We start from the raw sequence: 22,129 nt of genomic DNA, 5'->3' as shown, positions 1-22,129 counted from the left end.
TTTGGGCCGGGTGGTGGGCCGGGTGGCGGGCCGCTTCAGGCGGGCTGCGCGCAAGCGGCCAGCAGCCAGTCGCGGAAGGCATCCATCGCCGCGCTGGGCGGTCGCGACTTGAGCCGGGTGAGCCAATAGGCGCCCAGCGCGATCTCGGTGTCGAAGGGCTGCACCAGCCGGCCCTGCTGCAGCTCGCGCGTGAAGAGCCGGGCGGGCAGCAGCGCGATGCCCGCGCCCTGGGCGGCGGCTTCGGCCAGCGCCAGCGACGAGTCGAACACGGTGCCGCGCACCAGCGGGCAGGGCACGCCGGCGGCGCCGAACCAGGCGCTCCACTCGTCGGCCCGGTAGGAGCGCAGCAGCGACTCGCGCGCCAGGTCGGCCGGCGCCCGCAGCCGCAGCGCGACGGCCGGCGCGCACATGGCGGAGAGCGGCGCGTCCAGCAGACGGTCGGCCTCGGTGCCGTGCCAGGCGCCGTCGCCGAAGCGGATGGCGCAGTCCAGGCCTTCGGCCGCCAGGTCGACCCGGTTGTTGTGGGTCATGAGCCGCAGGTCGACGAAAGGGCAGGCCTGCTGGAAGTCGCGCAGGCGCGGCAGCAGCCAGCCCACCGCGAAGGTGCCCACGGCGCCCACGGTCAGCACCTCGCGCGGGCGGCGGTCGCTCAGCTGGTCCAGCGCGGTGGCCATGCGGGCGAAGCAGTCACTCAGCACCGGTAGCAGCGACTGGCCTTCGTCGGTCAGCGCCAGCCCGCGGGGCAGGCGCCGGAAGAGGGGCTGGCCCAGGCGGTCTTCCAGGTTGCGGATGTGCTGGCTGACCGCCGTCTGCGTCACGTTCAGCTCCTGGGCGGCGCGGGTCAGGTTCAGGTGCCGGGCCGACACCTCGAAGGCGCGCAGGGCATTGAGCGGCAGATGCATGGCGGGCTGGGAGGGTGAAGTTTTTCCGGGGTGTCGTGCCGCTTATTGTCGATGGTGCCAAAGCGGTCTTGCCCGTATCGTTCGCTCCATTCCACGGCCAAGCCGCCGAGCAGAAAGGATCTGGATGATGAAGAGGCGTGAGTTTTCCTTGGGTTTTCTGGGCGGCCTGGCCCTGGCGCATCGCGCGCTGGCGGCGCCCACAGCCCTGACCGACGCGGGCTGGGCCACCGCGCTGGAGACGGTCGAATCGACCCTGCAGGGTGGCCGGCTGGGCGCGGCCATGCTCGACACCGGCACGGGGCGCCTGCTCAGCTGGCGCGGGGACGAGCGCTTTCCGATGGCAAGCACCTTCAAGCTCATGCTGGCGGGGTGGATGCTGGAGCGGGTGGATCGCGGCCAAGAGTCGCTAGGCCACCGCGTGCGCTACGAAAAGACCGCGCTGGTTCCCTATTCGCCCGTCACCGAAAGGCACGTGGGTGCCGGCGGCATCACCGTGGCCGAACTTTGCGAGGCCACGGTCACGCTGAGCGACAACACCGCCGCCAACCTGCTGCTGGCGCGGCACGGCGGCCCTGAGGGCTTCACCGCCTTCGCCCGGTCGCTGGGCGATGCCGTCACGCGGCTCGACCGCAACGAGCCGACGCTGAACGAAGCGCTGGCGGGCGATCCCCGCGACACCACATCGCCCATCGCCATGCTGCACAGCCTGCGCATGCTGGTGCTGGGCCAGGCCTTGAGCCCGGCATCCCGTGCCCAGCTGACGGACTGGATCGTCCACAACAAGACGGGCGACAAGCGCCTGCGCGCCGGCGTGCCGGGCTGGAAGGTGGGCGACAAGACGGGTACGGGCGACAGAGGTTCGTCCAACGACATCGGCGTGCTCTGGCCCCCGGGCGGCGGCGCGCCCGTGGTGGTCACCTGCTACATGACGGGCGTGCCGGCGGCGCCGGAGGTGCGCGAAGCGGCCATCGCCCAGGTGGCGCGGCACGTGGCGGCGGCGACGGGGCGCAGCTGAGTGCCTGGGCGCCTGGGCGCCTGGGCGCTACAGCTTCTTGACAAGCACCTGGCTCTTGCGGTCCCAGTTGTATTTCTTCTTGCGGGCGTCGGGCAGCCAGTCCGGGTCCACCGGCTGGAAGCCGCGCTTGATGAACCAGTGCATGGTGCGCGTGGTCAGCACGAAGATGCTCTTCAGGCCCATGAGGCGCGCGCGCTGCTCGATGCGCTTGAGCAGCTTCTCGCCGTCGCCCGTGCCCTGGCTGTGGGGCGACACCGTGACGGCCGCCATCTCGGCCGTGCCCGCCTCGGGGTAGGGGTAGAGCGCCGCGCAGCCGAAGATCACGCCGTCGTGCTCGATGATGGTGTAGTTGGCTACGTCGCGTTCGATCTCGGTGCGGTCGCGCTTGACCAGCGTGCCGTCCTTCTCGAAGGGTTCGATGAGTTGCAGGATGCCGCCCACGTCGTCGGGCCTGGCCTCGCGCAGCTCCTCGAGCTTTTCGTCCACGATCATGGTGCCGATGCCATCGTGCACGTAGATCTCCAGCAGCAGCGCGCCGTCGACCGAGAAGGGAATGATGTGGCTGCGCTCCACGCCGCCTTCGCAGGCCTTCACGCAGTGCTGCAAATAGAACGACGCGTCCGACGGCGTGCGCGCCGGCGGCAGCGTGGCCAGCATGCGGCGCGCATGGTCCAGCGGCAGCTCGGTGTCGATGGGGTTGTCCTCGCCGTCGGGCAGGAACGGGTCGGTGCGGATACCCGGCACCTCCGAGACGAACACCAGCTTGTCGGCCTTCAGCGCGATGGCGACCGAGGTCGCCACCTCTTCCATGCTCAGGTTGAAGGCCTCGCCGGTGGGCGAGAACCCGAAGGGCGACAGCAGCACCAGCGCGTCCATGTCGAGCGCGCGGCGGATGCCCGCCGTGTCCACCTTGCGCACCAGGCCCGAATGCTGGAAATCGACACCGTCCACGATGCCCACGGGCCGGGCGGTAAGAAAGTTGCCAGAGATGACCCGCACGGTGGAGCCCGCCATCGGCGTGTTCGGCAGGCCCTGGCTGAAGGCGGCCTCGATCTCGTAGCGCAGCTGGCCGGCGGCCTCCTGGGCGCAGTCGAGCGCCAGGGAGTCGGTGACGCGGATTCCGTGCGAGTACTGGGGCTCGTGGCCCTTGGCCCGCAGCTGCTCGTTCACCTGCGGCCGAAAGCCGTGCACCAGCACGATCTTCACGCCCATGGCCTGGATCATCGCCAGGTCCTGCGCGATGTTCTGCAGCTTGCCCGCAGCGATCGCCTCGCCCGGCAGCCCGATCACGAAGGTCTGGTGGCGGAACTTGTGGATGTAGGGCGCGACGGAGCGGAACCAGGGAACGAAGGTGAAATTGAAGACGGCGGACATGGCAAGGCGGGTGGGGCGGCGGGGCGGACGCGAATCATAGTGGCTGCATGGGCCGGCCGCCCGCGGCCGGCCTCGCGAGGCGCCTCGTGCCCACGCCCGGGGCCGCCCTGCGCCGGGGCCGCCCTGCGCCGCGTCGGGTCAGGGCTTGCAGCTGAAGCTGTCCGCGCTCTCCAGGTCGCCCGAGCCGTTGTAGCGGGCGACCAGCGGATAGGGGCAGAGCGGCCGGCTGCGCTTGGGGGCCCAGGTGGCCGGCACCTCCGCGTTGACCACGGCCGAACCCGGGCCGCGCGCCTGCGCGATCACGCGGTCGGGCGCCTGGCCCTTCTCCACCCAGTCGACCAGCGCGGTCACCATGTCGAACTGGTCGGTGGCGGGGCCGTTGGCGCAGTGGTTCATGCCGGGCACCAGGTAGAGCCGCGCATAGTTCGCCGCCTGGCCCTGTTCGGTCTTCTGCAGCGCGTCGTACCAGCGGGCGGTGTCCGCGGCACTGAACACGCCGTCGGCCGTGCCGTGGTAGACCATGAGCTTGCCGCCCCGGTCGCGCATCGTGGCGAGGTCGGTCTCGCGTGGCGGCGTCATGAACGACCAGCTGGACTCGGTGAACACGCCGCTGGTGGCGAAGAGCTTGCCGTAGTCCCGGTCCAGGTCGTAGTTGAGCGCGATCTGCAGCGGCGGCGTGGCCGTGAACGTGCCGACGGGCATGGGCGGCGTGTTGAAGATCAGCGACACGGAGCCGGGGTCGAGGTTCTGCGCGATGAAGTAGTGCCAGAGGGCAAAGTCCTTGCCGGCCACGCCGGGGTCGAACCAGGTGTTGGAATAGGCGGCGGTGCCGTCCGCCAGGCGCGGGCCGGCAAACAGGCGCTGCAGCGTGTTCTTCTGCACGGGCGTCAGGCAGGAGCCGTCGCGCCCGGCGGTGCAGGTGGGCACGTCGGCCTGGATGTCGAACGCGGCCTGGCAGGCGGCCACGTCGGACACGATGCCGTCCTTGGCGCCGTCCAGCGCGTCGCACCTGGCGGTGATGCGCGCGGCGACGGTGCTGTACTCGGCGGGCGTCACGGCGGTGGAGATGTCGGGCAGGCCGTTGGCGCCCCGGCTGGCGATGGAGGCGTATTGCTGCACCTTCCACAGCTGCGCGCTGGCGGCCTTGGGCAGGTGAAAGCCCGGGTTGCCGGCCAGCACGCCGTCGTAGTCCTTGGCATAGCGTGCCGCCGCCACCATCGCGTGCCGCCCGCCGTTGGAGCAGCCGGCGAAGTACGACCGGTCGGGCGCCTTGCCGTACGCGGCCTTGATCACGTCACGCGCCATTGGCGTGAGCGTGGCCACCGCCTGGTAGCCGTAGTCGAGCCGGGCCTGCGGGTCCGCGCCGAAGAAGGGGCTGGGTTGCGGGTGGCCAGCGTCCGAGCTGAGCACGGCAAAGCCCATCGCCAGGGCCGTGGTGGTGGGGCCGCCGCCGCCGATCGGGCCGGTGGCGGGCACCACAGTGCCATCGAGGCCGCCGTTGCCCTGGTGGAAGAACCGGCCATTCCATTCCTGCGGCAGCCGCATCTCGAAGCCGATGGCATAGGCGTTGCCATCCACCGCGCTGGTGCGCTCGTTCATGCGGCCGCGCACCAGGCAGTGCTCCGGCAGGGCGGGCTGGCCGTCGCCGCCACCGGTGGCGGCGACGACGGCGACCGACGCGATGCGCGTGGCCGGCAAGGCCAGCGCGGCGAGGTTGTTGCAAGCCGCCAGCTTGGCGGGTGTGGCGGCCGCCAGTTGGGGCGGCCCGCTGTCCGAGCCGCCGCAGGCGGAAAGCGTCAGCGCGGCGCCGACGGCCGATACCGTGGCAAGCCAGCCGGCAGGCCGGCGCCGGGGCGCGAGTGAAGGGTCGATGGGCATGCGTGTCTCCTGCGCCCTGCATGTGCGGCGGGGCGGCTCAAAGGGTGTCGTTATCGGTAGGGCACCGTCCACCGGACGGTGGGGCGGCAGCGCGCGGCGTCGCCCGCTCGCGCGCTGCCGCTTTTGTCTCAGGACTCTGCGGTGAAGCCGATCTGCCGGACGATGGGCGCCCAGCGATCGGATTCCTGGTGCGTCATGGCATCGAGCTCGGCCGGCGTCGAGCCGCCCGCGATCAGCCCGAAAGTGGCCAGGTTGTCGATCACCGCTTTGTCCTGCAGCGCCTTGTTGATGGCGGCGCTGGCGGCGGCCACCACGGCCGGCGGCGTGCGGGCCGGCGCGTAGAAGCCGTACCACTCGTCGAACTTGATGTAGTCCAGGCCCTGCTCGGCGAACGTGGGCACGTCGGGCGTGAACGGCGTGCGCTTGGGGCCCGAGGTGGCCAGGATGCGCAGCTTGCCGGTCTTGGCCTGGGGCAGGAAGTCGCCCACCGGCGTGATCATCGCGGGGATCTGCCCGCCCACCGTGTCGGTCACGCCGGGGATGGAGCCGCGATAGGGCACATGCCGCAGATCGACGCCGCTGTTCTTGGTCAGCAGCGCGCCGATGAAGTGCGGAATGGAGCCCGCCGCCGGCGAGCCGTAGCTGGCGTCCTTGGGGTTGGCCTTGGCCCAGGCCAGGAAGTCGGCCACCGTCTTCACGTTGGCGGGCACCGCCGGCCCCACGGCCAGTGCGTGCGACATGGTGGCGCCCAGCGACACCGGCACCAGGTCCTCGAACGGCTTGTAGCTGAGCTTGGGGTAGATGCCCGGGAAGACGGTGAGCACCGAATGGGGTGTCAGCAGCAGCGTGGCACCGTCCGGCAAGGCGGCCTTGACGGTTTCGACGGCGATGCGGCCGCCCGCGCCGCTCTTGTTGTCCACGATGCCGGCGGTTTTTACGTAGCCGCCCGCGGGCAGGCGGTCGGCCACGCGGCGGGCCATCACGTCGGCGGTGCCGCCGGGCGGAAAGCCCACGACGACGCGCGCGGTGTCCAGCGTCTGCGCGAAGGCGGCGAGCGGAGCGAGGGCGCCCAGGGCGGTGAGCGAGCCCAGGGTCTGGACAAATTGGCGGCGTTGGAGCATGGAGGTCTTCCGGTATTCGGTGGGATGGAGCGCATCAGAACGCATGGCGCACCCCGACGTTGAAGCCGGTCTGAGAGGCGCCCGCTGCCGGGTTGCTGCCCGCGGCGCCGCCACTGACCGACACGGCGGCCAGCCGGTCGTTGCGAATGTGCCCCACCTGCGTGTAGATCGACGTGCGCTTGGACAGGGCATAGCTCAGCCGCGCCACCAGCATCTGCGAGTCCGCATCGTTCACCGACTTGTAGCTGAGGCGAAGGTACTGGCCGTCGAGCGTCAGGTTGCCGGTGATCGGGTAGCTGGCGCCCACGTACCACAGGTTGCTGCGCGGCTTGGCCGCGTCGCCGTCATTGTCGCGGCGGATCAGGCCCGCGCCCAGCTTGGCGCCCGCGAGCTTCACGTAGCCGTTCACGCCCAGGCGCGAGTCGCTCTTGCTGCTGCTGTTGAGATTGCCGAAGACGAGGTCGGTCGAAGACGTGGTGTTGCGGCCGTTCTGCCGGTCGTAGGCCAACGCAGCGCCCCAGACGGCGCTGTCGTACTTGACCATGGCCGACCACTGCCGGCAGGCCCGGCTGTCGGTGGCGCTCTCGCCCGCGCAGTTCGTGCCCGTCGGGCTGGGGCCGGCATTCACCGCGTCGCGGCCGAAGCTGTACTCGGCGCCCACGGTCAGGCCGCTGAAGGTGCCGCGGTAGGCGAGCGAATTGTCGGCCCGGGCATTGGGGATGTAGCTGTCCAGCGATCCGAGCGCATAGACCGCCGGCCCGATCACGTCGGCATCGAGCATCGAGAGGAAGATCATCGAGTACTGGCGGCCCGCCGACACGGTGCCCCAGCCGCCCTGCAGCCCGACGAACGACTGCCGGCCGAAGCCCCGGCCGCCCTGGCCCAGCGTGCCCTGGTCAGGCGCGATGCCCATCTCGAGCGTGAACACCGCCCGCAGGCCGCCGCCCAGGTCTTCGCTGCCGCGAAAGCCCAGCCGCGAGGGCAGAGTGCCGGTGTTGCTGGGCATGCGGGTAAGGCCACTGCCGCTGGCGCCCACGTTGTTGACATGCTCGACGCCGACGTCGATCAGCCCGTACAGGTTCACGCTCGATGCGGAGGCGGCGGGTGGGGTCTGGGCGTGCACCGCGAAGGCGGCAGCCGTACCGACCAAAGCCGCGCATCCCAGGCGGCGGATACGTCTCGTCTTGTTCATGTGTGTCTCCTTCCATGTCCGGGCTCGGGGCCGGCCGTGCATTCGGGGCGCGGGCCGTTGCTCGGGTCGTCACTCTCTGGTCGTGGATGCCGCTCGATCGACGCGGCATGTGCCGGGGCACTCGGTGGGCCGGTCGCCTTGCGGGCGGACGGCGACAGGGGGGTCATGCGGGGCCAGGGGCGATGCGGGCCTGCGGCGAATGGCGCGGTTCGGTCGGCGCGTGCCGACCTCGCCTGCTGCGGGACACTGCAGCGCGGGGTGCGTGGCGCTGGCGGGGCGCGGTCGCGTTGGCTGGCGCTGGCATCTCGACTCCTTGGTCCGTGGATGGGGTCCGGGCTCGGCGCGGGCGGCGCCGTGAATTTGCATGACGTTTATAGTTAGTCAGGCTATCGGATAAAGTCTATAACTACTTGTCCGGTTTTTTATCGGTAGAAGCTCTAGGTGTCGCCGGGGGCGATTCGATGCATGCGCGGCGGGGCGTTCGTCTGCCTGCGGAGGCACGCGCCGCAGCGCCTGCCAGTGGAGCGGGGGCGCTTGCCCCTTAAGGCGCCCGAAGACGCGAACGGGTGCGGTCGACCGTGATGCGGCGTGGCGCCCCGTGCGCACGCCAGGGCCAAGGGCGCGGCGGTGTGCGCCCCGGGCGGGGCGCTTGGATAATGGCGGTCTTCATGAGTGAATCCCTGTCCTCCATCCCCCGGCCCGCCGCGCCCGCCCTGCGCATCGAATTCCCCGAATCCCTGCCCGTGTCGGGCAAGCGCGAAGAGATCATGGCTGCGATCCAGCAGCACCAGGTGGTCATCGTCTGCGGCGAAACGGGTTCCGGCAAGACCACCCAGCTGCCCAAGATCGCGCTGGCGCTGGGCCGTGGCAAGTGCAACGCACCCGCTGGCAGCAAGGGCCAACTGATCGGGCACACCCAGCCGCGCCGGATTGCCGCCAGCAGCGTGGCCAAGCGCATCGCCGAAGAGCTGAAGACGCCGCTGGGCGACGTGGTGGGCTTCAAGGTGCGGTTCCAGGACCGGCTCTCGCGCGATGCGTCGGTCAAGCTGATGACCGACGGCATCCTGCTGGCCGAGACGCAGACCGACCCGCTGCTGAAAGCCTACGACACGATCATCATCGACGAGGCGCACGAACGCAGCCTGAACATCGACTTCCTGCTGGGCTATCTGCGCCAGATCCTGCCGCGCAGGCCGGACCTGAAGATCGTGGTCACCTCCGCCACCATCGACGCGGACCGGTTCGCCCGGCACTTCGAATCGAGCAAGGGCCCGGCGCCGATCATCTACGTGTCGGGCCGCACCTTCCCGGTCGAACAACGCTACCGGCCGTTCGAGGAATCGCGCGACTACGGCCTGAACGAAGCCATCGCCGACGGCGTGGACGAACTCTGGGCGGGCAACGCCAGCGGCGACATCCTCGTCTTCCTGCCGGGCGAGCGCGAGATCCGCGAGGCGGCCGACCACCTGCGCAAGCATCTGGCGCACCAGCCCGTCATGCGCAACGCCGAGGTGCTGCCGCTGTTCGCCCGGCTGTCGCAGGCCGAGCAGGACCGCATCTTCGACGGCCACATCGGCCGGCGCATCGTGCTGGCCACCAACGTGGCCGAGACTTCGCTCACGGTGCCGGGGGTCCGATACGTCATCGACGCAGGAACGGCGCGGGTCAAGCGCTACAGTTTCAGGAGCAAGGTGGAGCAGCTGCTGGTGGAGCCGGTGAGCCAGGCCGCCGCCAACCAGCGCGCCGGCCGCTGCGGACGGGTGGCCAACGGCATCTGCATCCGCCTGTACGACGAGGCCGACTTCAACAGCCGGCCGCGCTTCACCGACCCGGAGATCCTGCGCTCGTCGCTGGCGGGCGTCATCCTGCGGATGAAGTCGCTGCACCTGGGCGACGTGGCGCAGTTCCCGTTCATCGAGGCACCGTCGGGCCGGGCCATCGCCGATGGCTACCAGTTGCTGGGCGAACTGGGCGCGGTGGACGAGGCCAACGAACTCACGCCCATGGGCGTGGAGCTGTCGCGCCTGCCGCTGGACCCGCGCGTGGGCCGCATGATCCTGGAGGCGCGCGACCGCAAGGCGCTGGACGAGGTGCTGGTGATCGCCTCCGCGCTGTCGGTGCAGGACGTGCGCGACAGGCCGCTGGAGGCGCAGCAGCAGGCCGACCAGGCGCATGCCAAGTTCGACGACGAGAAAAGCGAATTCAGCGGCTACCTCAAGCTCTGGAAGTGGATCGGCGAGGCGCGGGGCGGCGCGCCCAGCCTGCCTTCGGCACGCATGCAGCGCGAGGCGGCCCGCAAGGGCGCGCCGTCCCAAGCCGTGCTGCCCGTGGCGCAGCGCATGGCCGCAGCCGCGGCGCCCCAGCCCGCCCCGGCACTTGCGGAGCCGCAGCCCACGCACAAGCTCAGCAACCGGCAGTACGAGGCCCTGCTGCGGCAGAACTTCATCAGCATCCGCCGCCTGCGCGAGTGGCGCGACATCCACACCCAGCTGCTGACGGTGGTGACCGAGCACCGCTGGAAGATCAACACCACGCCCGCCAGCTACGAGCAGATCCACCTGTCGATGCTGGCCGGCCTGCTGGGCAACATCGGCATCAAGAGCGAAGAGGAAGACTGGTACCTGGGCGCGCGGGGCATCCGCTTCTACAAGCACCCCGGCGCGCACCTGAACAAGAGGCCGGGCCGCTGGATCGTCGCGGCCGAGCTGGTCGAGACGACGCGGCTCTTCGGGCGCGGCATCGCCGCCATCGAGCCGCAATGGGTCGAGCAGATCGGCGGGCACCTGCTCAAGAAGCAGCTGCTGGACCCGCATTGGGAGAAGAAGGCAGCGCAGGTGTCCGCCCTGGAGCGGGCGACCCTCTACGGCCTGGTCATCTACAACAACCGCCGCGTCAACTTCGGCAAGGTGGACCCGCACGCCGCGCGCGAGATCTTCATCCGCGAGGCGCTGGTCGGCGGGCAGTGGGAAACGCGCCTGCCGTTTCTTGCGGCCAACCAGAAGCTGATCGTCAAGGTGGAAGAGCTGGAGCACAAGTCGCGCCGCCAGGACGTGCTGGTGGACGACGAGCTGATCTACGCCTTCTACGACCAGCAGGTGCCGGCTGACGTGTGCACCGGCGCGGGCTTCGAGGCCTGGTACCAGGACGAGGCACGCCAGAACCCCGATCTGCTCAAGCTCACCCGTGACGAGCTGATGCGGCACGAAGCGGCGGGCATCACCAGCAACGCGTTTCCGAAAACCGTGCGGCTGGGCGGCGTGGACTGCGCCGCGAGCTACCTGCACGAGCCCGGCGACGCGCGCGACGGCATCACCGTGACGGTGCCGCTCTTCGTGCTGAACCAGGTGAACGACGAACGCTGCGAGTGGCTGGTGCCGGGCATGCTGCAGGCCAAGATCCAGGCGCTGCTGAAAAGCCTGCCCCAGCGCCCGCGCAGCCGCTTCGTGCCGCTGCCCGAGAGCGCCGCACGCCTGGCCGCGCTGTTCGGCACGCCCGAGCGCTTCGGGCACGGCAGCCTGACCGACGTGCTGCTCAAGCAGGTGCAGACCGAGACGTCGCTGGACGTCAAGCGCGCCGACTTCAAGCTCGACATGCTGTCTCCGCACCTGTTCATGAACTTCCGCGTGGTCGACGAACACGGCCGGCAGCTGGGGCAGGGGCGCAACCTGGGTGCCCTCAAGGCCGAATGGGGCGCCAAGGCGCGTGGCGCTTTCCAGGCGCTGGCCGGGCTGAAGCTGGCGGCCGGGGCACCGGTTTCAGTGCCAAATCAGGCGCCAGCGCCCGATCCATCTGCGCGAGCAGCTATGAAAGGTGTAGCAAAAGGCGCTGCTGCCACGGGTAAGGCCCCCGCGGCCGGCACGCCCCATGCCGCGGCGCCGGCGGGGCAGCGCTACACCGCGTGGACGTTCGGCGAGCTGCCCGAGCTGATGGAAATCCGCAAGGCCGGGCAGACGCTGATCGGCTTTCCGGCGCTGATCGACGGCGGCGATGCCGTCACCATCGAAGTGTTCGACGAACCGGAAGTGGCCGCCGCGAAGCACCGCGCCGGCCTGCGGCGGCTGTTCGCGCTGCAGATCAGGGACGCGCTGAAGTACCTGGAAAAGAACCTGCCCGACCTGCAGAAGATGGCCGTGGCCTACATGCCCCTGGGCACGCAGGAAGAGCTGCGCCAGCAGATCCTCGACATCGCCCTGGAGCGCGCCTTCCTTCAGGACCCGCTGCCCACGGGCGAAGCCGACTTCAAGCGCCGGGTGGAAGAGGGTCGGGGCCGCCTGACCCTGATCGCCAACGAGGTCGCCCGTCTGGCCGGCACCATCCTGGTGGAATACGCCACCGCCGTGCGCAAGATCAAGGACACGAAGAACGCCGCCGATGCGACGCAGGACGCTCAGCAGCAGCTGCAGCGCCTGATGCCCGGTCGGTTTATGGCGGCGGCGCCCTGGCCGCAACTGGCGCACTTCCCGCGCTACCTCAAGGCCATCACCCAGCGCCTGGACAAATACCGCGCCGACCCGGCGCGGGACGCCGCACGGCTCGCGGAACTGCGGCCGCAGGAACAGCGCTATTGGCGCCTGGTGGCCGAGCGCAAGGGCCAAGTCGATGCCCGCATGCAGGAAATGCGCTGGCTGCTGGAGGAACTGCGGGTGAGCTTCTTCGCGCAGGAACTGCGCACGCCCCAGCCGGTGAGCATCAAGCGGCTGGACAAGTTGTGGGCGCAGATCAACGCTTGACCGGCGACCGGCGACCGGCGACCGGCGACCGGCGACCGGCAAGCGCCTAGCGTTGTGTCCTGCAAATGCAGAAGGAAATCAAAAAGCCAAAAAGTGGCCCGGCCACGAGGCTGTGGAGTAAGCCGCACTGACTGCGGGGGCCATCACAAGCGGCTGGCTCCGCAGGCGGCGCCACCCGCATCCGGCGGCGAGCGGGTGACGGCCGGCGCGATGTGCTGGTGACTCCAGCAGGGAGCCTGCCGGGAGCGCGCCTCAGGCCGTCAGCGCGGCTTCGGACGCGGCGAGCCGGTCCAGCTCGGCGCAGACGTCCGCCATGCGGCCCGAGAGCACCAGCCGGGTCGGATCGGCCACCTGGATGCGGCGCAGCACCCGCAGCACCGGGCGCCGCCGGCTGGGGGTGGCCAGCCCCGTGTCGCCGTGGAACGACGCCGCGTTGGCCGCCTGGCCCGCCGCCGACGGCAACGCCAGGCTGGCGCGCACGGACTGCACCCGCAGCGCATGGAATGCCGGCAGAGCTACCGCTGCGGCTGCGGGCACGCGGGTCATGGGCACCACGCATGCAGGGGTGGCGGTGGTGTGTGGAGCGTCAGCGCCTGCCATCGACGCCGCATTGGCCGAGGCCGGTGGGGCCACTCCGCCTGCCGCTGGCGCACCGGGCGCCACTGCTGCCTGGGCGTCAGCGCCGCTGCCTGCGGGCGGGTGCCGGCGAACCATCGGCGCCGATGGGCTGGCGGCGATGCGGCCCGGGCGGGCGAACCATTGGGTGAGTGCCTTGACGGGATGCGACAAGGACGAAAAGGCGAGCAGGGCAATTCCCATGTGAAAACTCCATCGTGGCCAGTGCCTAGAACAGTGCCGGAGCATTCCGCGATGGCGAACCACATGGAGATCGGGGCTCGGCCTGGGCGGGGGGCTGGTCCCGACGGGGGAGCAGCCGCCCGAAGGCGCCTCGATGGCCATCGGTTCACCCCGGGGGGTGCGCCGGCCCCGTGCGAGGGCACGGAGGATTGAACACAGGCAGGATTGCCATTGAGCGGCTTGCCGCAGGGTTGGCGTGTAGGGCTTTGGGAAAGCGAACTGTGCGCCGCTCCCCCACCCCACCGCCAGACGCCCGCCACCTGGGCAGCCGCGTCAGCGCTACATGAGCATGGTGTTGCGGATCAGGCCGACTGCCAGGCCCTCGATCTCGAAGGGCTCGCCCGGCTGCACGGTGATCACCGGGTAGTCCGGGTTTTCGGGCAGCAGTTCGATGGCGTTGCCGCTGCGGCGCAGGCGCTTGACCGTGACGTCGTCCCCCAGGCGGGCGACGATGATCTGGCCGTTGCGGGCCTCGCGCGTGGCCTGCACGGCGAGCAGGTCGCCGTCCATGATGCCCGCGTCGCGCATGGACATGCCGCGCACTTTCAGCAGGTAGTCGGGCTTGTGCTGGAACAGGCTGCCTTCCACGCTGTAGGTTTGGTCGACGTGTTCCTGCGCGAGAATCGGAGAGCCTGCCGCGACGCGGCCGATGAGCGGCAGCACCAGCTGGGACAGGCCGGGAATGGGCAGGCTGAATTGGGTACCGCGGGCGGCGTTGATGGAGCGCACGGTCTCGCTGCGCAGGCGGATGCCGCGCGACGTGCCGCTGACCAGCTCGATGACCCCCTTGCGCGCCAGGGCCTGCAGGTGTTCTTCCGCCGCGTTGGCGGACTTGAAACCGAGTTGCGCGGCGATTTCCGCACGGGTGGGGGGTGCGCCGGTGCGGGCGATGGCCGTCTGGATCAAGTCCAGAATCTGCTGCTGGCGGGCGGTGAGCTTGGGGCTGTCGAGCATGGCGAGGTTCCAGTGCGTTGCGATGACCACAGGGATCGACTGCGGGGCTGGTGTTTAATCCAGTACCTGTATTTTTAACCAGTTTCTTCGAGGATGCAAGTGGCGGCTCAAAAAATCGTGGTGTTGGGAACGGGGGGCACCATCGCGGGCACCGCGGGGGATGCGTCCGACAACATCGGCTATACAGCGGCCCAGGTCGGCGTGGAGCAGTTGCTCGAGGCCGTGCCCGGTCTGGCGAAGGCGGCGGGCGACGCCATGGTCGCCGAGCAGATCGCGCAGGTGGACAGCAAGGACATGGAGCACGCCATCTGGCAGCGGCTGGCCGCACGCTGCGCCGCGCATCTGGCTGACCCGCAGGTGCGCGGCATCGTGATCACCCACGGCACCGATACGCTGGAAGAGACGGCCTGGTTCCTGCGGCTGGTGCTCGATGCCCACAAGCCCGTCGTGCTGACCTGCGCGATGCGGCCCGCCACCGCGCTGGCGCCGGACGGGCCGCAGAACCTGCTGGATGCGGTGGCCGTCGCCACCGCCGCCGGTGCGCGTGGCGTGGTGGCCGTGGCCGCCGGCACGGTGCACGGCGCCCATCAGGTGCGCAAGGTGCATCCGTACCGGGTGGACGCGTTCGATTCCGGAGACGGCGGCCCGCTGGGCTGGGTGGAAGAAGGGGCGGTGCGGCTCGCACGGGACTGGCCGGCGCCCGAGGCCCTCCATCCGCAGGGCGGAGCTGCCGGCGATGCGGCCCATTGGCCACGCGTCGAGATCGTGTTGAGCCACGCCGCTGCCTCGGGCCGCATGGTGGACCTGCTGCTGGCCGATGGTGTCGATGGCCTGGTCGTGGCGGCGACGGGCAACGGCACGGTGCACCAGGCGCTGGAGGCCGCGCTGCTGCGGGCCCAGGCGGCGGGCGTGGCGGTGCGGGTGACCTCCCGCTGCCCGCTGGGCCGGGTGCTGCCACGGCCTGGCGACGCGCTGCAGGCCGAGGCAGAGGGCCTGGGCGCGATGAAGACGCGGGTGTCGCTGCTGCTCGAACTGCTGGCGGCCCGCCGCGCCTGACGGCGCCCCGCAGGGCGGGGCCCCGCAAATGAAAACGCCCCGCAGAGCGGGGCGTCGGGCCAGAGGACTCGAAAGTCAGCTGGACAAGGCCTGCAGCGCTCGCTGGGTGATCTCTTCCACCGAGCCGGTTCCGCTGATGGCGCGGTACTTGGGCGCGTTGGCGGGGTCCTGCAGGGCCCAGCTCGAGTAGTAGTCGACCAGCGGGCGGGTCTGGGCGCTGTAGACCTCCAGGCGCTTCTTGACCGTGGCTTCCTTGTCGTCCTCGCGCTGGATCAGCTCTTCGCCGGTCACGTCGTCCTTGCCCTCGACCTTGGGCGGATTGAACTTGACGTGGTAGGTGCGGCCGCTGGCTGGGTGCGAGCGGCGGCCGCTCATGCGCTCGATGATGGCATCGAAGGGCACGTCGATTTCCAGCACGTAGTCCAGCTTCACGCCGGCCGCCTTCATGGCGTCGGCCTGGGGAATGGTGCGGGGGAATCCGTCGAACAGGAAGCCTTTGGCGCAGTCGGGCTGGGCGATGCGTTCTTTCACCAGGTTGATGATCAGGTCGTCGCTGACGAGCGCGCCCGCGTCCATCACGGCCTTGGCCTCCAGGCCCAGCGGCGTGCCGGCCTTGACGGCAGCGCGCAGCATGTCCCCGGTCGAAATCTGGGGAATGCCGTACCTGGTGCAGATGAACGTGGCCTGCGTGCCCTTGCCCGCCCCAGGCGCGCCCAAAAGAATCAGCTTCATGAATCTCCTCTCGATGTTGAATTCGGCGGGCAACCGGCCGCAGGCGAGCGTGCGCCGCGCGGGTGCCGTGTTTCCGGTCGAGGATAGCATGCGACACCTTCGCCTCCCCGACGCGTCATCACGGCGACTCGGCGGTGTGCGAGGCGATGCGCAGCGCCATTTTTGGCCCGTGGCCGGCCGCTTTGCCGCAAGGCGATGCGGCATCGCCTGCGTGGTCAGCCGAGCAGGGCGCGCACGCGGTCCAGGTCGGCCGGCGTGTCCACGCCCGGGCCCGGGGCGGCGGCGGCCACGTGCACGCCGATGCGGTGGCCGTGCCACAGCGCACGCAACTGCTCCAGCGCCTCGAGCGCCTCGGTGGGCGCGGGCGGCAACTGCGGGAACTGCCGCAGGAACGCGGCGCGGTAGCTGTAGATGCCGATGTGCCGCAGCGGCGCGAAGCCGGCGGGCAGCCCCGCGGGTGACCCGGCTGGCTGCTGCCACCATGCCGTGCCGGCCGCCTGGTCGCGGGCATGGGGAATGGGCGCCCGGCTGAAGTAATGCGCCAGGCCGCGCCCGTCCAGCACCACCTTGACCACGTTCGGGTTCAGGAAGTCGGCCACCGAATCGATGGCGTGGGCCGCCGTGCCCATGCTGGCATCGGGCCGGTCGGCCAGCAACCGCGCCACCGCGTCGACCAGCGCCGGGTCCATCAGCGGCTCGTCGCCCTGCACGTTAACGACGATGTCGTCGCCCGCCAGGCCCAGCAGCTCGCAGGCCTCGGCCAGCCGGTCGCTGCCGCTGGCGTGGTCGGCGCGGGTCAGCAGGGCCTCCACGCCGTGCTGGCGGCAGGCCTCGACGATGCGTTCGTCGTCCGCCGCCACCACGCTGCGCGCCGCGCCGCTGCGCGCGGCGCGGCGCGCCACGTGCACCACCATCGGCAGGCCGGCGATGTCCGCCAGCGGCTTGTTCGGCAGGCGGGTCGACGCCAGCCGCGCTGGGATGACGACGGTGAAGCCGGGCAGGGCCGTCGGCGCGGCGGCGGATGCGGGAGCGGAGGCGGCCGCGCTCATGCGGCCGCGTCGATTTCGTCGTCGGTCAGGGTGCGTGCCTCGTTTTCCAGCAACACGGGAATGCCGTCGCGCACCGGGTAGGCGAGGCGTGCGCTGCGCGACACCAGTTCCTGGCGGTCGCGGTCGAAGACGAGGGAGCCCTTGGTGACGGGGCAGACCAGCAGGTCGAGTAGTTTGGAGTCCATGGCGTCGGCGCCCCCGGTGGGGCGATGGGTGCGGATCGGAGAAGCGGAATCGGCGGCCTGCGTCAGGCCCGGCCCGCCGATGATAGTGGCGTGGTGACCCGGGCCAGTCGGGCATCCAGCAGCGCGAAGAACCCGGCCGGGACCTGCACCGCCAGCGGCACGGCCAGCGCACCGGGGTGCAACGGCCACAGCTTGACGGCATCTTTTTCGGTACAAATCAGGCTCTGGCGCCCGTCGGAAGGGCGCCTCCAGCTATCGAAATCATAGTGATCGGGCAGCGCTTCCTCGCGGGCCAGGGCTAGGCCCCGCTGCCGCAGCATGGCGAAGAAGTCGTGCGGGCGGGCGATGGCGGCCACCGCGTGCAGCGGCTCGCCCCGCAGCGCCGCCAGCGGCACGCGGCTCCCGTCGGCCCGCACGGCGTCGTCCGCCAAGCCGCGCTGCAGGGCGAAGGCGGGCGCGTCGCCGCCGGCGGGGCGGGGGCCGGTATGCAGAACGGTGTCCACCGGGCGCGGCCAGGGTTCGCGCAGGGGGCCGGCGGGCAGCAGCCAGCCGTTGCCCACGCCGTCGTCGTTGAACACGCAGATCTCGATGTCGCGCGCCAGCGCCAAGTGCTGCAGGCCGTCGTCGCACACGATCACGTCGACCTCGGGGTGGGCGGCCAGCAGCGCTGCGCCCGCTTCGGCCCGCCGCGCCGCCACAAAGACCGGCGCGCCCGTGCTGCGGGCGAGCAGGGCGGGTTCGTCGCCCACGTCGGCTGCGCTGCTGTGCGCCAGCACGGCCCGGCAGTCGCGGGTGCGCCGGCCATAGCCCCGCGAGACGATGCCGGGGCGGCGGCCGCTGGCCTGCAGATGGCGCACGATGGCCTGCGTCACCGGCGTCTTGCCCGCGCCGCCCACGATCACGTTGCCGACCACGATCACCGGCACCGGCAGCCGGTGCGAGCGCAGCAGCCCGGCGCGGTACGCCGTGCGCCTCAAGGCCGCCGCGCCGCCCACCACCAGCGACAGCGGGCGCAGCGCCCAGGCCAGCCAGCCGCGATGCGACCAGGCCTCTTGCAGCGGCGGGGCCATGCCCTGCGCTAGCGGGCCGCGCCGCCGAGGGAAGACTGCGTGGCGAAGGTGATCTGCGAGAGGCCCGCGCGGCGCGCGGCCTCCATCACCGTCACCACCGCCTGGTGGGGGGAAGAAGCGTCGGCGCTGATGATGACCACGCTGTCACCCCCGGCGGTAGCTGCGGCGTTCAGCGCCCGGGCGACGCCGTCCACGCCCTTGCCCTCGATGGCGGCCCGGTTCACGGCATAGCGGCCGTCGGCCGCGACGGAGACGATGATCTCCTTGGGGTGGTCGCGCTGCTGCTCGGCGTCGGCGACGGGCAGGGTCAGCTGCAGTTCGGTGAATTTGCTGTAGGTGGTGGACAGCATCAGGAAGATGAGGATCACCAGCAGCACGTCGATGAACGGGATCAGGTTGATCTCGGGCTCTTCCTTGGCGCGGGGGCGGAAGTTCATGGGCGGCGCACTCCGGTGGCGGGCGAGGGCGGGGTCACTTGCGCAGGCGGCCGATGTGGCGCACGAACTGCTCGGCCGCCAGCTCCAGCGCCAGCAGGTATGCATCGACCCGGCTGCGGAAGTAGCGCCAGAAGATCAGCGTCGGGATGGCGACGATCAGCCCGAAGGCGGTGTTGTAGAGCGCGATGGAGATGCCGTGCGCCAGCTGCGCCGGATTGCCGGCGCCCATCGCCTGGCCCGCGCTGCCGCCGCCGGCCTGCGAGCCAAAGATCTCGATCATCCCGATCACCGTGCCCAGCAGGCCCAGCAGGGGCGCGGCCGAGGCGATGGTGGCGAGCGCGCTCAAGTACTTCTCCAGCCGGTGGGCGACTGCCCGGCCCGCGCCTTCCATCGCGGCGCGCAGGTCGGCCTCGCTGCTTTGCGGGTGGCTGTTCAGGGTGCGCAGCCCGGTGGCGAGCACTTCGCCCAGGGCCGAGTTCTGCGCCAGCTGGTTCACCACGTCCGGCGTGGGCAGGCTGCGGGACGACACGGAGATGGCTTCGTCCAGCAGCTTGGGCGGAACGACCCGGGACGTCCTGAGGGCGAGAAAGCGCTCCAGCACCAGCGCCAGGGCGATGACGGAGCAGGCTATCAGCGGCCAGATGGGCCAGCCTGCGGCTTGTATGATCGAAAACAATGCTCTCTCCGGGCGGGTGACATCCAGCCGGCGATTATGGCCCACGCCGTTCCGGCCGCAGGGCGGATCGGGGGGTGTGCCGACAACCGCTCCGCCCACGTGCAGGTCCCAGCCCGTCCTTGAAACGTTCGCCCACAAAAACTGTGGATAACTTTGTGGGCAACCCCCTTGCGACAGCCCGCCAGACGGCGCCAGATCACGACTTTGACAGATTGATGAAAAATCGCGCAGTGAAAAATGCTTTGAAATCAAAGGCTTGCGCCGGTTTGCTGGCGCTGCCGAGGGTTTTGGGCGTATCGGGTTTCCACCCTGCCGCTCTCCCCGCGCTGTGGACTAATCCCGCCGCCCGGTCCGCTGCCAGCCCGCGCCCCGCCTATGTTTGAACGCGCAAACCCAGACCCCGCGCCGCGTATCTGGGAGGTTGGCTCGCTCTGCCGCGCCGTTGCTGATGCGCTGGAGGCGCGGTTCAACCCGGTAGCGGTGCGCGGCGAGATCACGGGGTTCTCGAGGGCGGGCAGCGGGCACTGCTATTTCACGCTGAAGGACGCCCAGGGGCAGATCCGCAGCGCCATGTTCCGCCGCGCCGCCAGCCTGCTCGACTTCCAGCCCCGGGACGGGGAACTGGTGGAAGTGCGAGGCCGGCTGGGCGTGTATGAAGCACGCGGCGACCTGCAGCTGATCGTCGAGAGCATGCAGCGCGCGGGGCAGGGTGCGCTGTTCGAGCAGTTCCTGCGCCTGAAGGCCCGGCTGGAGGCCGAGGGCCTGTTCGACAGCGCCCGCAAGCGGCCCTTGCCGCTGATGCCGCGTGGCATCGGCCTGGTCACCTCCGCCGGCGCGGCGGCCTTGCACGACGTGGTCACGGCGCTGCGGCGGCGCGTGCCGCATATCCTGGTCGTGCTGGCACCGGCGCTGGTGCAGGGCGCGCAGGCCCCCGCGTCGATCTGCGGGGCGCTATCGAAACTGTATCGGCAGGCCCAGGCGGGACGGGCGACGGAGGGCGAACACGCGCCCGAAGAGGCCCATGTCGGCATGCCCATCGACGTGATCCTGTTGGTGCGCGGCGGCGGCTCCATCGAGGACCTCTGGGCCTTCAACGACGAACAGGTGGCGCGCATGGTCGTGGCCAGCCCGGTGCCGCTCATCAGCGGTGTGGGGCACGAAACCGACTTCACCATCGCCGACTTCTGCGCCGACCTGCGCGCCCCCACGCCCACGGCGGCGGCGGAGCTGGTGTCGCAGCCGCGGGCCGTGTGGCTGGGCGCGCTGGACCTGCTGGCCGAACGGCTGCAGGACGCCGTGCAGCGCCAGGTGGACCTGCGCCACCAGCGGCTCGACACAGCGGCGCAGCGCCTGGGCCGGCCTTCTGGCCTGGTCGCCCGCCAGCAGCTGCAGCTGGCGCGCCACGGGCAGCGCATGCGCCACGCGGTGCTACTGAAATTGCAGCGCATGGCCCAGGAAAATCAAGCGCTGCAGGCTCGTTTGCCTGTGGCGGTGGAGCGGCGCCTGGGCGTCCACGCCGACAGGCTGGAGCGCGCTGCGCTGCGGCTGCAGCTGCTGGACCCGCGGCTGGTGCTGCAGCGTGGCTACGCCCTGCTGACCGATGCAGCGGGCCAGCCGGTCACGCGGCCCGGCCAGGTACGCCCGGGCGACGCGCTGGTCGGCCGGCTGGCCGAGGGCGAGATCGACCTTACCGTGTCGCAACGGCGCCTGCTGTAAGAACGTGTTGACGATCTCCCAGGGGTCGCGCAGTGGAGTGGGCGGGTGGGCTGCAAGGCGCGGTGCGCAGTGGATAGCACGGCTACCCACAAGCGCCGCAACGCCGCAGACCGCCCGCCCACACCGCTGCCCTTCGGGTTGGAGCGAAATCGGGCCATGGCAACGAGTTTTGAGGCTCCGGCTGCTTGCATGGGCATGAGCCCATGCGGCGCATCCAGAGCATCCACTCATCCCGATTGCGCTCCAACGCGATCCCCTGCGAGATCGTAAACACGTTCTAAGCCGGGCGGCGGCGCCCGCAGGTCTCTCGTCTCGCCTACACGGAAGGCCCCGGTTTAGTTCCTACAATCGCTGCTCGCCGCGTGCAGGTGCTCGCCCGCGCCCGCCAGCGATGCGTTCTCAGAATTTCAATCAACCCACGAAGGACTTCACCATGGAACATACCCTGCCGCCGCTGCCCTACGCCATCGACGCCCTGGCCCCCTACTACAGCCAGGAAACGCTGGAATACCACCATGGCAAGCACCACAACGCCTACGTGGTGAACCTGAACAACCTGCAAAAGGGCACCGAATTCGAGAACATGCCGCTCGAAGAGATCATCAAGAAGTCCAGCGGCGGCATCTACAACAATTCCGCCCAGATCTGGAACCACACCTTCTTCTGGAACTGCATGACGCCGAACGGCGGCGGTGAGCCTTCGGGCGCGCTGGCCGACGCCATCAACGCCAAGTGGGGCAGCTACGCCGCCTTCAAGGAAGCCTTTGTCAAGAGCGCCGTGGGCAACTTCGGCTCCGGCTGGACTTGGCTGGTGAAGAAGGCCGACGGCAGCGTGGACATCGTCAACATGGGCGCCGCCGGCACGCCCCTCACCACCGCCGACAAGGCGCTGCTGACGGTGGACGTCTGGGAACACGCCTACTACATCGACTACCGCAACCTGCGTCCGAAGTTCGTCGAGACCTTCCTCGACAAGCTGGTGAACTGGAAGTTCGCCGAAGCCAACTTCGCCTGATCCCGCAGCCAACGGCGGTCCGACCCGGCTCGGCAGGCGCCGCGCCCGGGCGGACGGCCCGACGGCACAAGGAAAAGGGCCTGGAAGCGCAATGCTTCCAGGCCCTTTTTGTCGACGGGGTGAGTGCAGCAGAAGAACAGCTTCCCACCAACGAAACTGGCGGCCCTCG

19 protein-coding genes are annotated in these 22,129 nt (G+C 70.2%); 6 read left to right on the top strand and 13 right to left on the bottom strand.

Going from position 1 to position 22,129, the window contains the following annotated elements; genetic code table 11:
* Positions 1-35 precede the first annotated feature (35 nt).
* On the bottom strand, positions 36-902 hold the full coding sequence (locus ABWV53_RS08230) for a LysR substrate-binding domain-containing protein (RefSeq protein WP_353364763.1): 867 nt from the start codon (positions 900-902) through the stop codon (positions 36-38).
* Positions 903-1,029: 127 nt separating this feature from the next.
* Between ABWV53_RS08230 and bla the strand changes: the two genes are divergently transcribed.
* Positions 1,030-1,917, top strand: a complete 888-nt coding sequence (gene bla, locus ABWV53_RS08225) for a class A beta-lactamase (protein WP_502903887.1) — start codon at positions 1,030-1,032, stop codon at positions 1,915-1,917.
* A 27-nt stretch (positions 1,918-1,944) separates the two neighbouring features.
* Here bla and argA read toward each other — a convergent pair whose 3' ends face one another.
* From argA to ABWV53_RS08205, 4 genes are all read right to left on the bottom strand, one after another.
* Positions 1,945-3,291, bottom strand: coding sequence for an amino-acid N-acetyltransferase (gene argA, locus ABWV53_RS08220; protein ID WP_353364759.1), 1,347 nt, complete (start codon positions 3,289-3,291; stop codon positions 1,945-1,947).
* Between the two features lie 138 nt (positions 3,292-3,429).
* Positions 3,430-5,169 (bottom strand): tannase/feruloyl esterase family alpha/beta hydrolase, encoded by a 1,740-nt coding sequence (locus ABWV53_RS08215; protein WP_353364757.1) that lies wholly within the window; start codon positions 5,167-5,169, stop codon positions 3,430-3,432.
* Between the two features lie 128 nt (positions 5,170-5,297).
* Positions 5,298-6,290: a Bug family tripartite tricarboxylate transporter substrate binding protein gene (locus tag ABWV53_RS08210; RefSeq protein WP_353364755.1), complete on the bottom strand. Its 993-nt coding sequence runs from the start codon at positions 6,288-6,290 to the stop codon at positions 5,298-5,300.
* A gap of 34 nt (positions 6,291-6,324) precedes the next feature.
* The gene (locus tag ABWV53_RS08205) at positions 6,325-7,482 is read right to left on the bottom strand and encodes a porin (protein WP_353364753.1); all 1,158 of its coding nucleotides are present in this window, start codon (positions 7,480-7,482) and stop codon (positions 6,325-6,327) included.
* A 668-nt stretch (positions 7,483-8,150) separates the two neighbouring features.
* Between ABWV53_RS08205 and hrpA the strand changes: the two genes are divergently transcribed.
* Positions 8,151-12,212 carry an ATP-dependent RNA helicase HrpA gene (gene hrpA / locus ABWV53_RS08200; protein WP_353364751.1) on the top strand — a complete coding sequence of 1,354 codons (4,062 nt, stop codon included), beginning with the start codon at positions 8,151-8,153 and terminating at the stop codon, positions 12,210-12,212.
* Positions 12,213-12,464: 252 nt separating this feature from the next.
* Here the strand turns inward: hrpA and ABWV53_RS08195 are convergent, their stop codons facing one another.
* Both ABWV53_RS08195 and lexA read right to left on the bottom strand, forming a co-directional pair.
* Positions 12,465-13,031 carry a hypothetical protein gene (locus ABWV53_RS08195; protein WP_353364749.1) on the bottom strand — a complete coding sequence of 189 codons (567 nt, stop codon included), beginning with the start codon at positions 13,029-13,031 and terminating at the stop codon, positions 12,465-12,467.
* Positions 13,032-13,349: 318 nt separating this feature from the next.
* Entirely contained in the window at positions 13,350-14,024 is a 675-nt protein-coding gene (gene lexA, locus ABWV53_RS08190) for a transcriptional repressor LexA (RefSeq protein ID WP_353364747.1), read from the bottom strand.
* A 93-nt stretch (positions 14,025-14,117) separates the two neighbouring features.
* On the opposite strand from lexA, the gene ABWV53_RS08185 reads away from it, so the two are divergent.
* Positions 14,118-15,080, top strand: coding sequence for an asparaginase (locus tag ABWV53_RS08185; protein ID WP_353364745.1), 963 nt, complete (start codon positions 14,118-14,120; stop codon positions 15,078-15,080).
* A gap of 75 nt (positions 15,081-15,155) precedes the next feature.
* Here ABWV53_RS08185 and adk read toward each other — a convergent pair whose 3' ends face one another.
* The 6 genes from adk to ABWV53_RS08155 form a co-directional block, all read right to left on the bottom strand.
* A complete protein-coding gene (adk, locus tag ABWV53_RS08180) occupies positions 15,156-15,812 on the bottom strand; it encodes an adenylate kinase (protein WP_353364743.1) in 657 nt (218 codons plus the stop codon).
* A 215-nt stretch (positions 15,813-16,027) separates the two neighbouring features.
* Positions 16,028-16,861: a 3-deoxy-manno-octulosonate cytidylyltransferase gene (kdsB, locus tag ABWV53_RS08175; protein WP_353364741.1), complete on the bottom strand. Its 834-nt coding sequence runs from the start codon at positions 16,859-16,861 to the stop codon at positions 16,028-16,030.
* Positions 16,858-17,046, bottom strand: coding sequence for a Trm112 family protein (locus tag ABWV53_RS08170; RefSeq protein ID WP_353364739.1), 189 nt, complete (start codon positions 17,044-17,046; stop codon positions 16,858-16,860). Before ABWV53_RS08170 ends, kdsB begins: the two co-directional genes overlap by 4 nt.
* 62 nt (positions 17,047-17,108) lie before the next feature.
* Positions 17,109-18,116 (bottom strand): tetraacyldisaccharide 4'-kinase, encoded by a 1,008-nt coding sequence (gene lpxK / locus ABWV53_RS08165; RefSeq protein WP_353364737.1) that lies wholly within the window; start codon positions 18,114-18,116, stop codon positions 17,109-17,111.
* A gap of 8 nt (positions 18,117-18,124) precedes the next feature.
* Positions 18,125-18,553 (bottom strand): ExbD/TolR family protein, encoded by a 429-nt coding sequence (locus ABWV53_RS08160; RefSeq protein WP_353364735.1) that lies wholly within the window; start codon positions 18,551-18,553, stop codon positions 18,125-18,127.
* Positions 18,554-18,587: 34 nt separating this feature from the next.
* On the bottom strand, positions 18,588-19,229 hold the full coding sequence (locus ABWV53_RS08155; RefSeq protein WP_353364733.1) for a MotA/TolQ/ExbB proton channel family protein: 642 nt from the start codon (positions 19,227-19,229) through the stop codon (positions 18,588-18,590).
* A 119-nt stretch (positions 19,230-19,348) separates the two neighbouring features.
* On the opposite strand from ABWV53_RS08155, the gene ABWV53_RS08150 reads away from it, so the two are divergent.
* The 3 genes from ABWV53_RS08150 to ABWV53_RS08140 all read left to right on the top strand — a co-directional run bounded on the left by ABWV53_RS08150 (position 19,349) and on the right by ABWV53_RS08140 (position 21,960).
* Positions 19,349-19,612 (top strand): hypothetical protein, encoded by a 264-nt coding sequence (locus ABWV53_RS08150; protein WP_353364731.1) that lies wholly within the window; start codon positions 19,349-19,351, stop codon positions 19,610-19,612.
* Positions 19,605-20,945 carry an exodeoxyribonuclease VII large subunit gene (gene xseA / locus ABWV53_RS08145; RefSeq protein ID WP_353364729.1) on the top strand — a complete coding sequence of 447 codons (1,341 nt, stop codon included), beginning with the start codon at positions 19,605-19,607 and terminating at the stop codon, positions 20,943-20,945. Before ABWV53_RS08150 ends, xseA begins: the two co-directional genes overlap by 8 nt.
* Before the next feature lie 433 nt (positions 20,946-21,378).
* Positions 21,379-21,960, top strand: a complete 582-nt coding sequence (locus ABWV53_RS08140) for a superoxide dismutase (protein WP_353364727.1) — start codon at positions 21,379-21,381, stop codon at positions 21,958-21,960.
* Positions 21,961-22,129 lie beyond the last annotated feature (169 nt).

Origin of the sequence: Acidovorax sp. FG27 (genome assembly GCF_040365715.1) — a bacterium.
GTDB lineage: Bacteria > Pseudomonadota > Gammaproteobacteria > Burkholderiales > Burkholderiaceae_C > Paracidovorax.
Note: the sequence above shows the minus strand (reverse complement) of the source record. Positions and strands in the feature narration are given on the sequence as shown.

Excerpts from the sequence above, each read along its gene's own strand:
- argA (WP_353364759.1), bottom strand. The coding sequence starts at position 3,291 with ATGTCCGCCGTCTTCAATTTCACCTTCGTTCCCTGGTTCCGCTCCGTC.
- adk (WP_353364743.1), bottom strand. The coding sequence starts at position 15,812 with ATGAAGCTGATTCTTTTGGGCGCGCCTGGGGCGGGCAAGGGCACGCAG.
- ABWV53_RS08205 (WP_353364753.1), bottom strand. The coding sequence starts at position 7,482 with ATGAACAAGACGAGACGTATCCGCCGCCTGGGATGCGCGGCTTTGGTC.
- ABWV53_RS08210 (WP_353364755.1), bottom strand. The coding sequence starts at position 6,290 with ATGCTCCAACGCCGCCAATTTGTCCAGACCCTGGGCTCGCTCACCGCC.
- kdsB (WP_353364741.1), bottom strand. The coding sequence starts at position 16,861 with ATGAGCGCGGCCGCCTCCGCTCCCGCATCCGCCGCCGCGCCGACGGCC.
- ABWV53_RS08230 (WP_353364763.1), bottom strand. The coding sequence starts at position 902 with ATGCATCTGCCGCTCAATGCCCTGCGCGCCTTCGAGGTGTCGGCCCGG.
- hrpA (WP_353364751.1), top strand. The coding sequence starts at position 8,151 with ATGAGTGAATCCCTGTCCTCCATCCCCCGGCCCGCCGCGCCCGCCCTG.
- ABWV53_RS08215 (WP_353364757.1), bottom strand. The coding sequence starts at position 5,169 with ATGCCCATCGACCCTTCACTCGCGCCCCGGCGCCGGCCTGCCGGCTGG.
- ABWV53_RS08160 (WP_353364735.1), bottom strand. The coding sequence starts at position 18,553 with ATGAACTTCCGCCCCCGCGCCAAGGAAGAGCCCGAGATCAACCTGATC.
- bla (WP_502903887.1), top strand. The coding sequence starts at position 1,030 with ATGAAGAGGCGTGAGTTTTCCTTGGGTTTTCTGGGCGGCCTGGCCCTG.
- ABWV53_RS08195 (WP_353364749.1), bottom strand. The coding sequence starts at position 13,031 with ATGGGAATTGCCCTGCTCGCCTTTTCGTCCTTGTCGCATCCCGTCAAG.
- ABWV53_RS08170 (WP_353364739.1), bottom strand. The coding sequence starts at position 17,046 with ATGGACTCCAAACTACTCGACCTGCTGGTCTGCCCCGTCACCAAGGGC.
- lexA (WP_353364747.1), bottom strand. The coding sequence starts at position 14,024 with ATGCTCGACAGCCCCAAGCTCACCGCCCGCCAGCAGCAGATTCTGGAC.
- lpxK (WP_353364737.1), bottom strand. The coding sequence starts at position 18,116 with ATGGCCCCGCCGCTGCAAGAGGCCTGGTCGCATCGCGGCTGGCTGGCC.
- xseA (WP_353364729.1), top strand. The coding sequence starts at position 19,605 with ATGTTTGAACGCGCAAACCCAGACCCCGCGCCGCGTATCTGGGAGGTT.
- ABWV53_RS08140 (WP_353364727.1), top strand. The coding sequence starts at position 21,379 with ATGGAACATACCCTGCCGCCGCTGCCCTACGCCATCGACGCCCTGGCC.
- ABWV53_RS08185 (WP_353364745.1), top strand. The coding sequence starts at position 14,118 with ATGCAAGTGGCGGCTCAAAAAATCGTGGTGTTGGGAACGGGGGGCACC.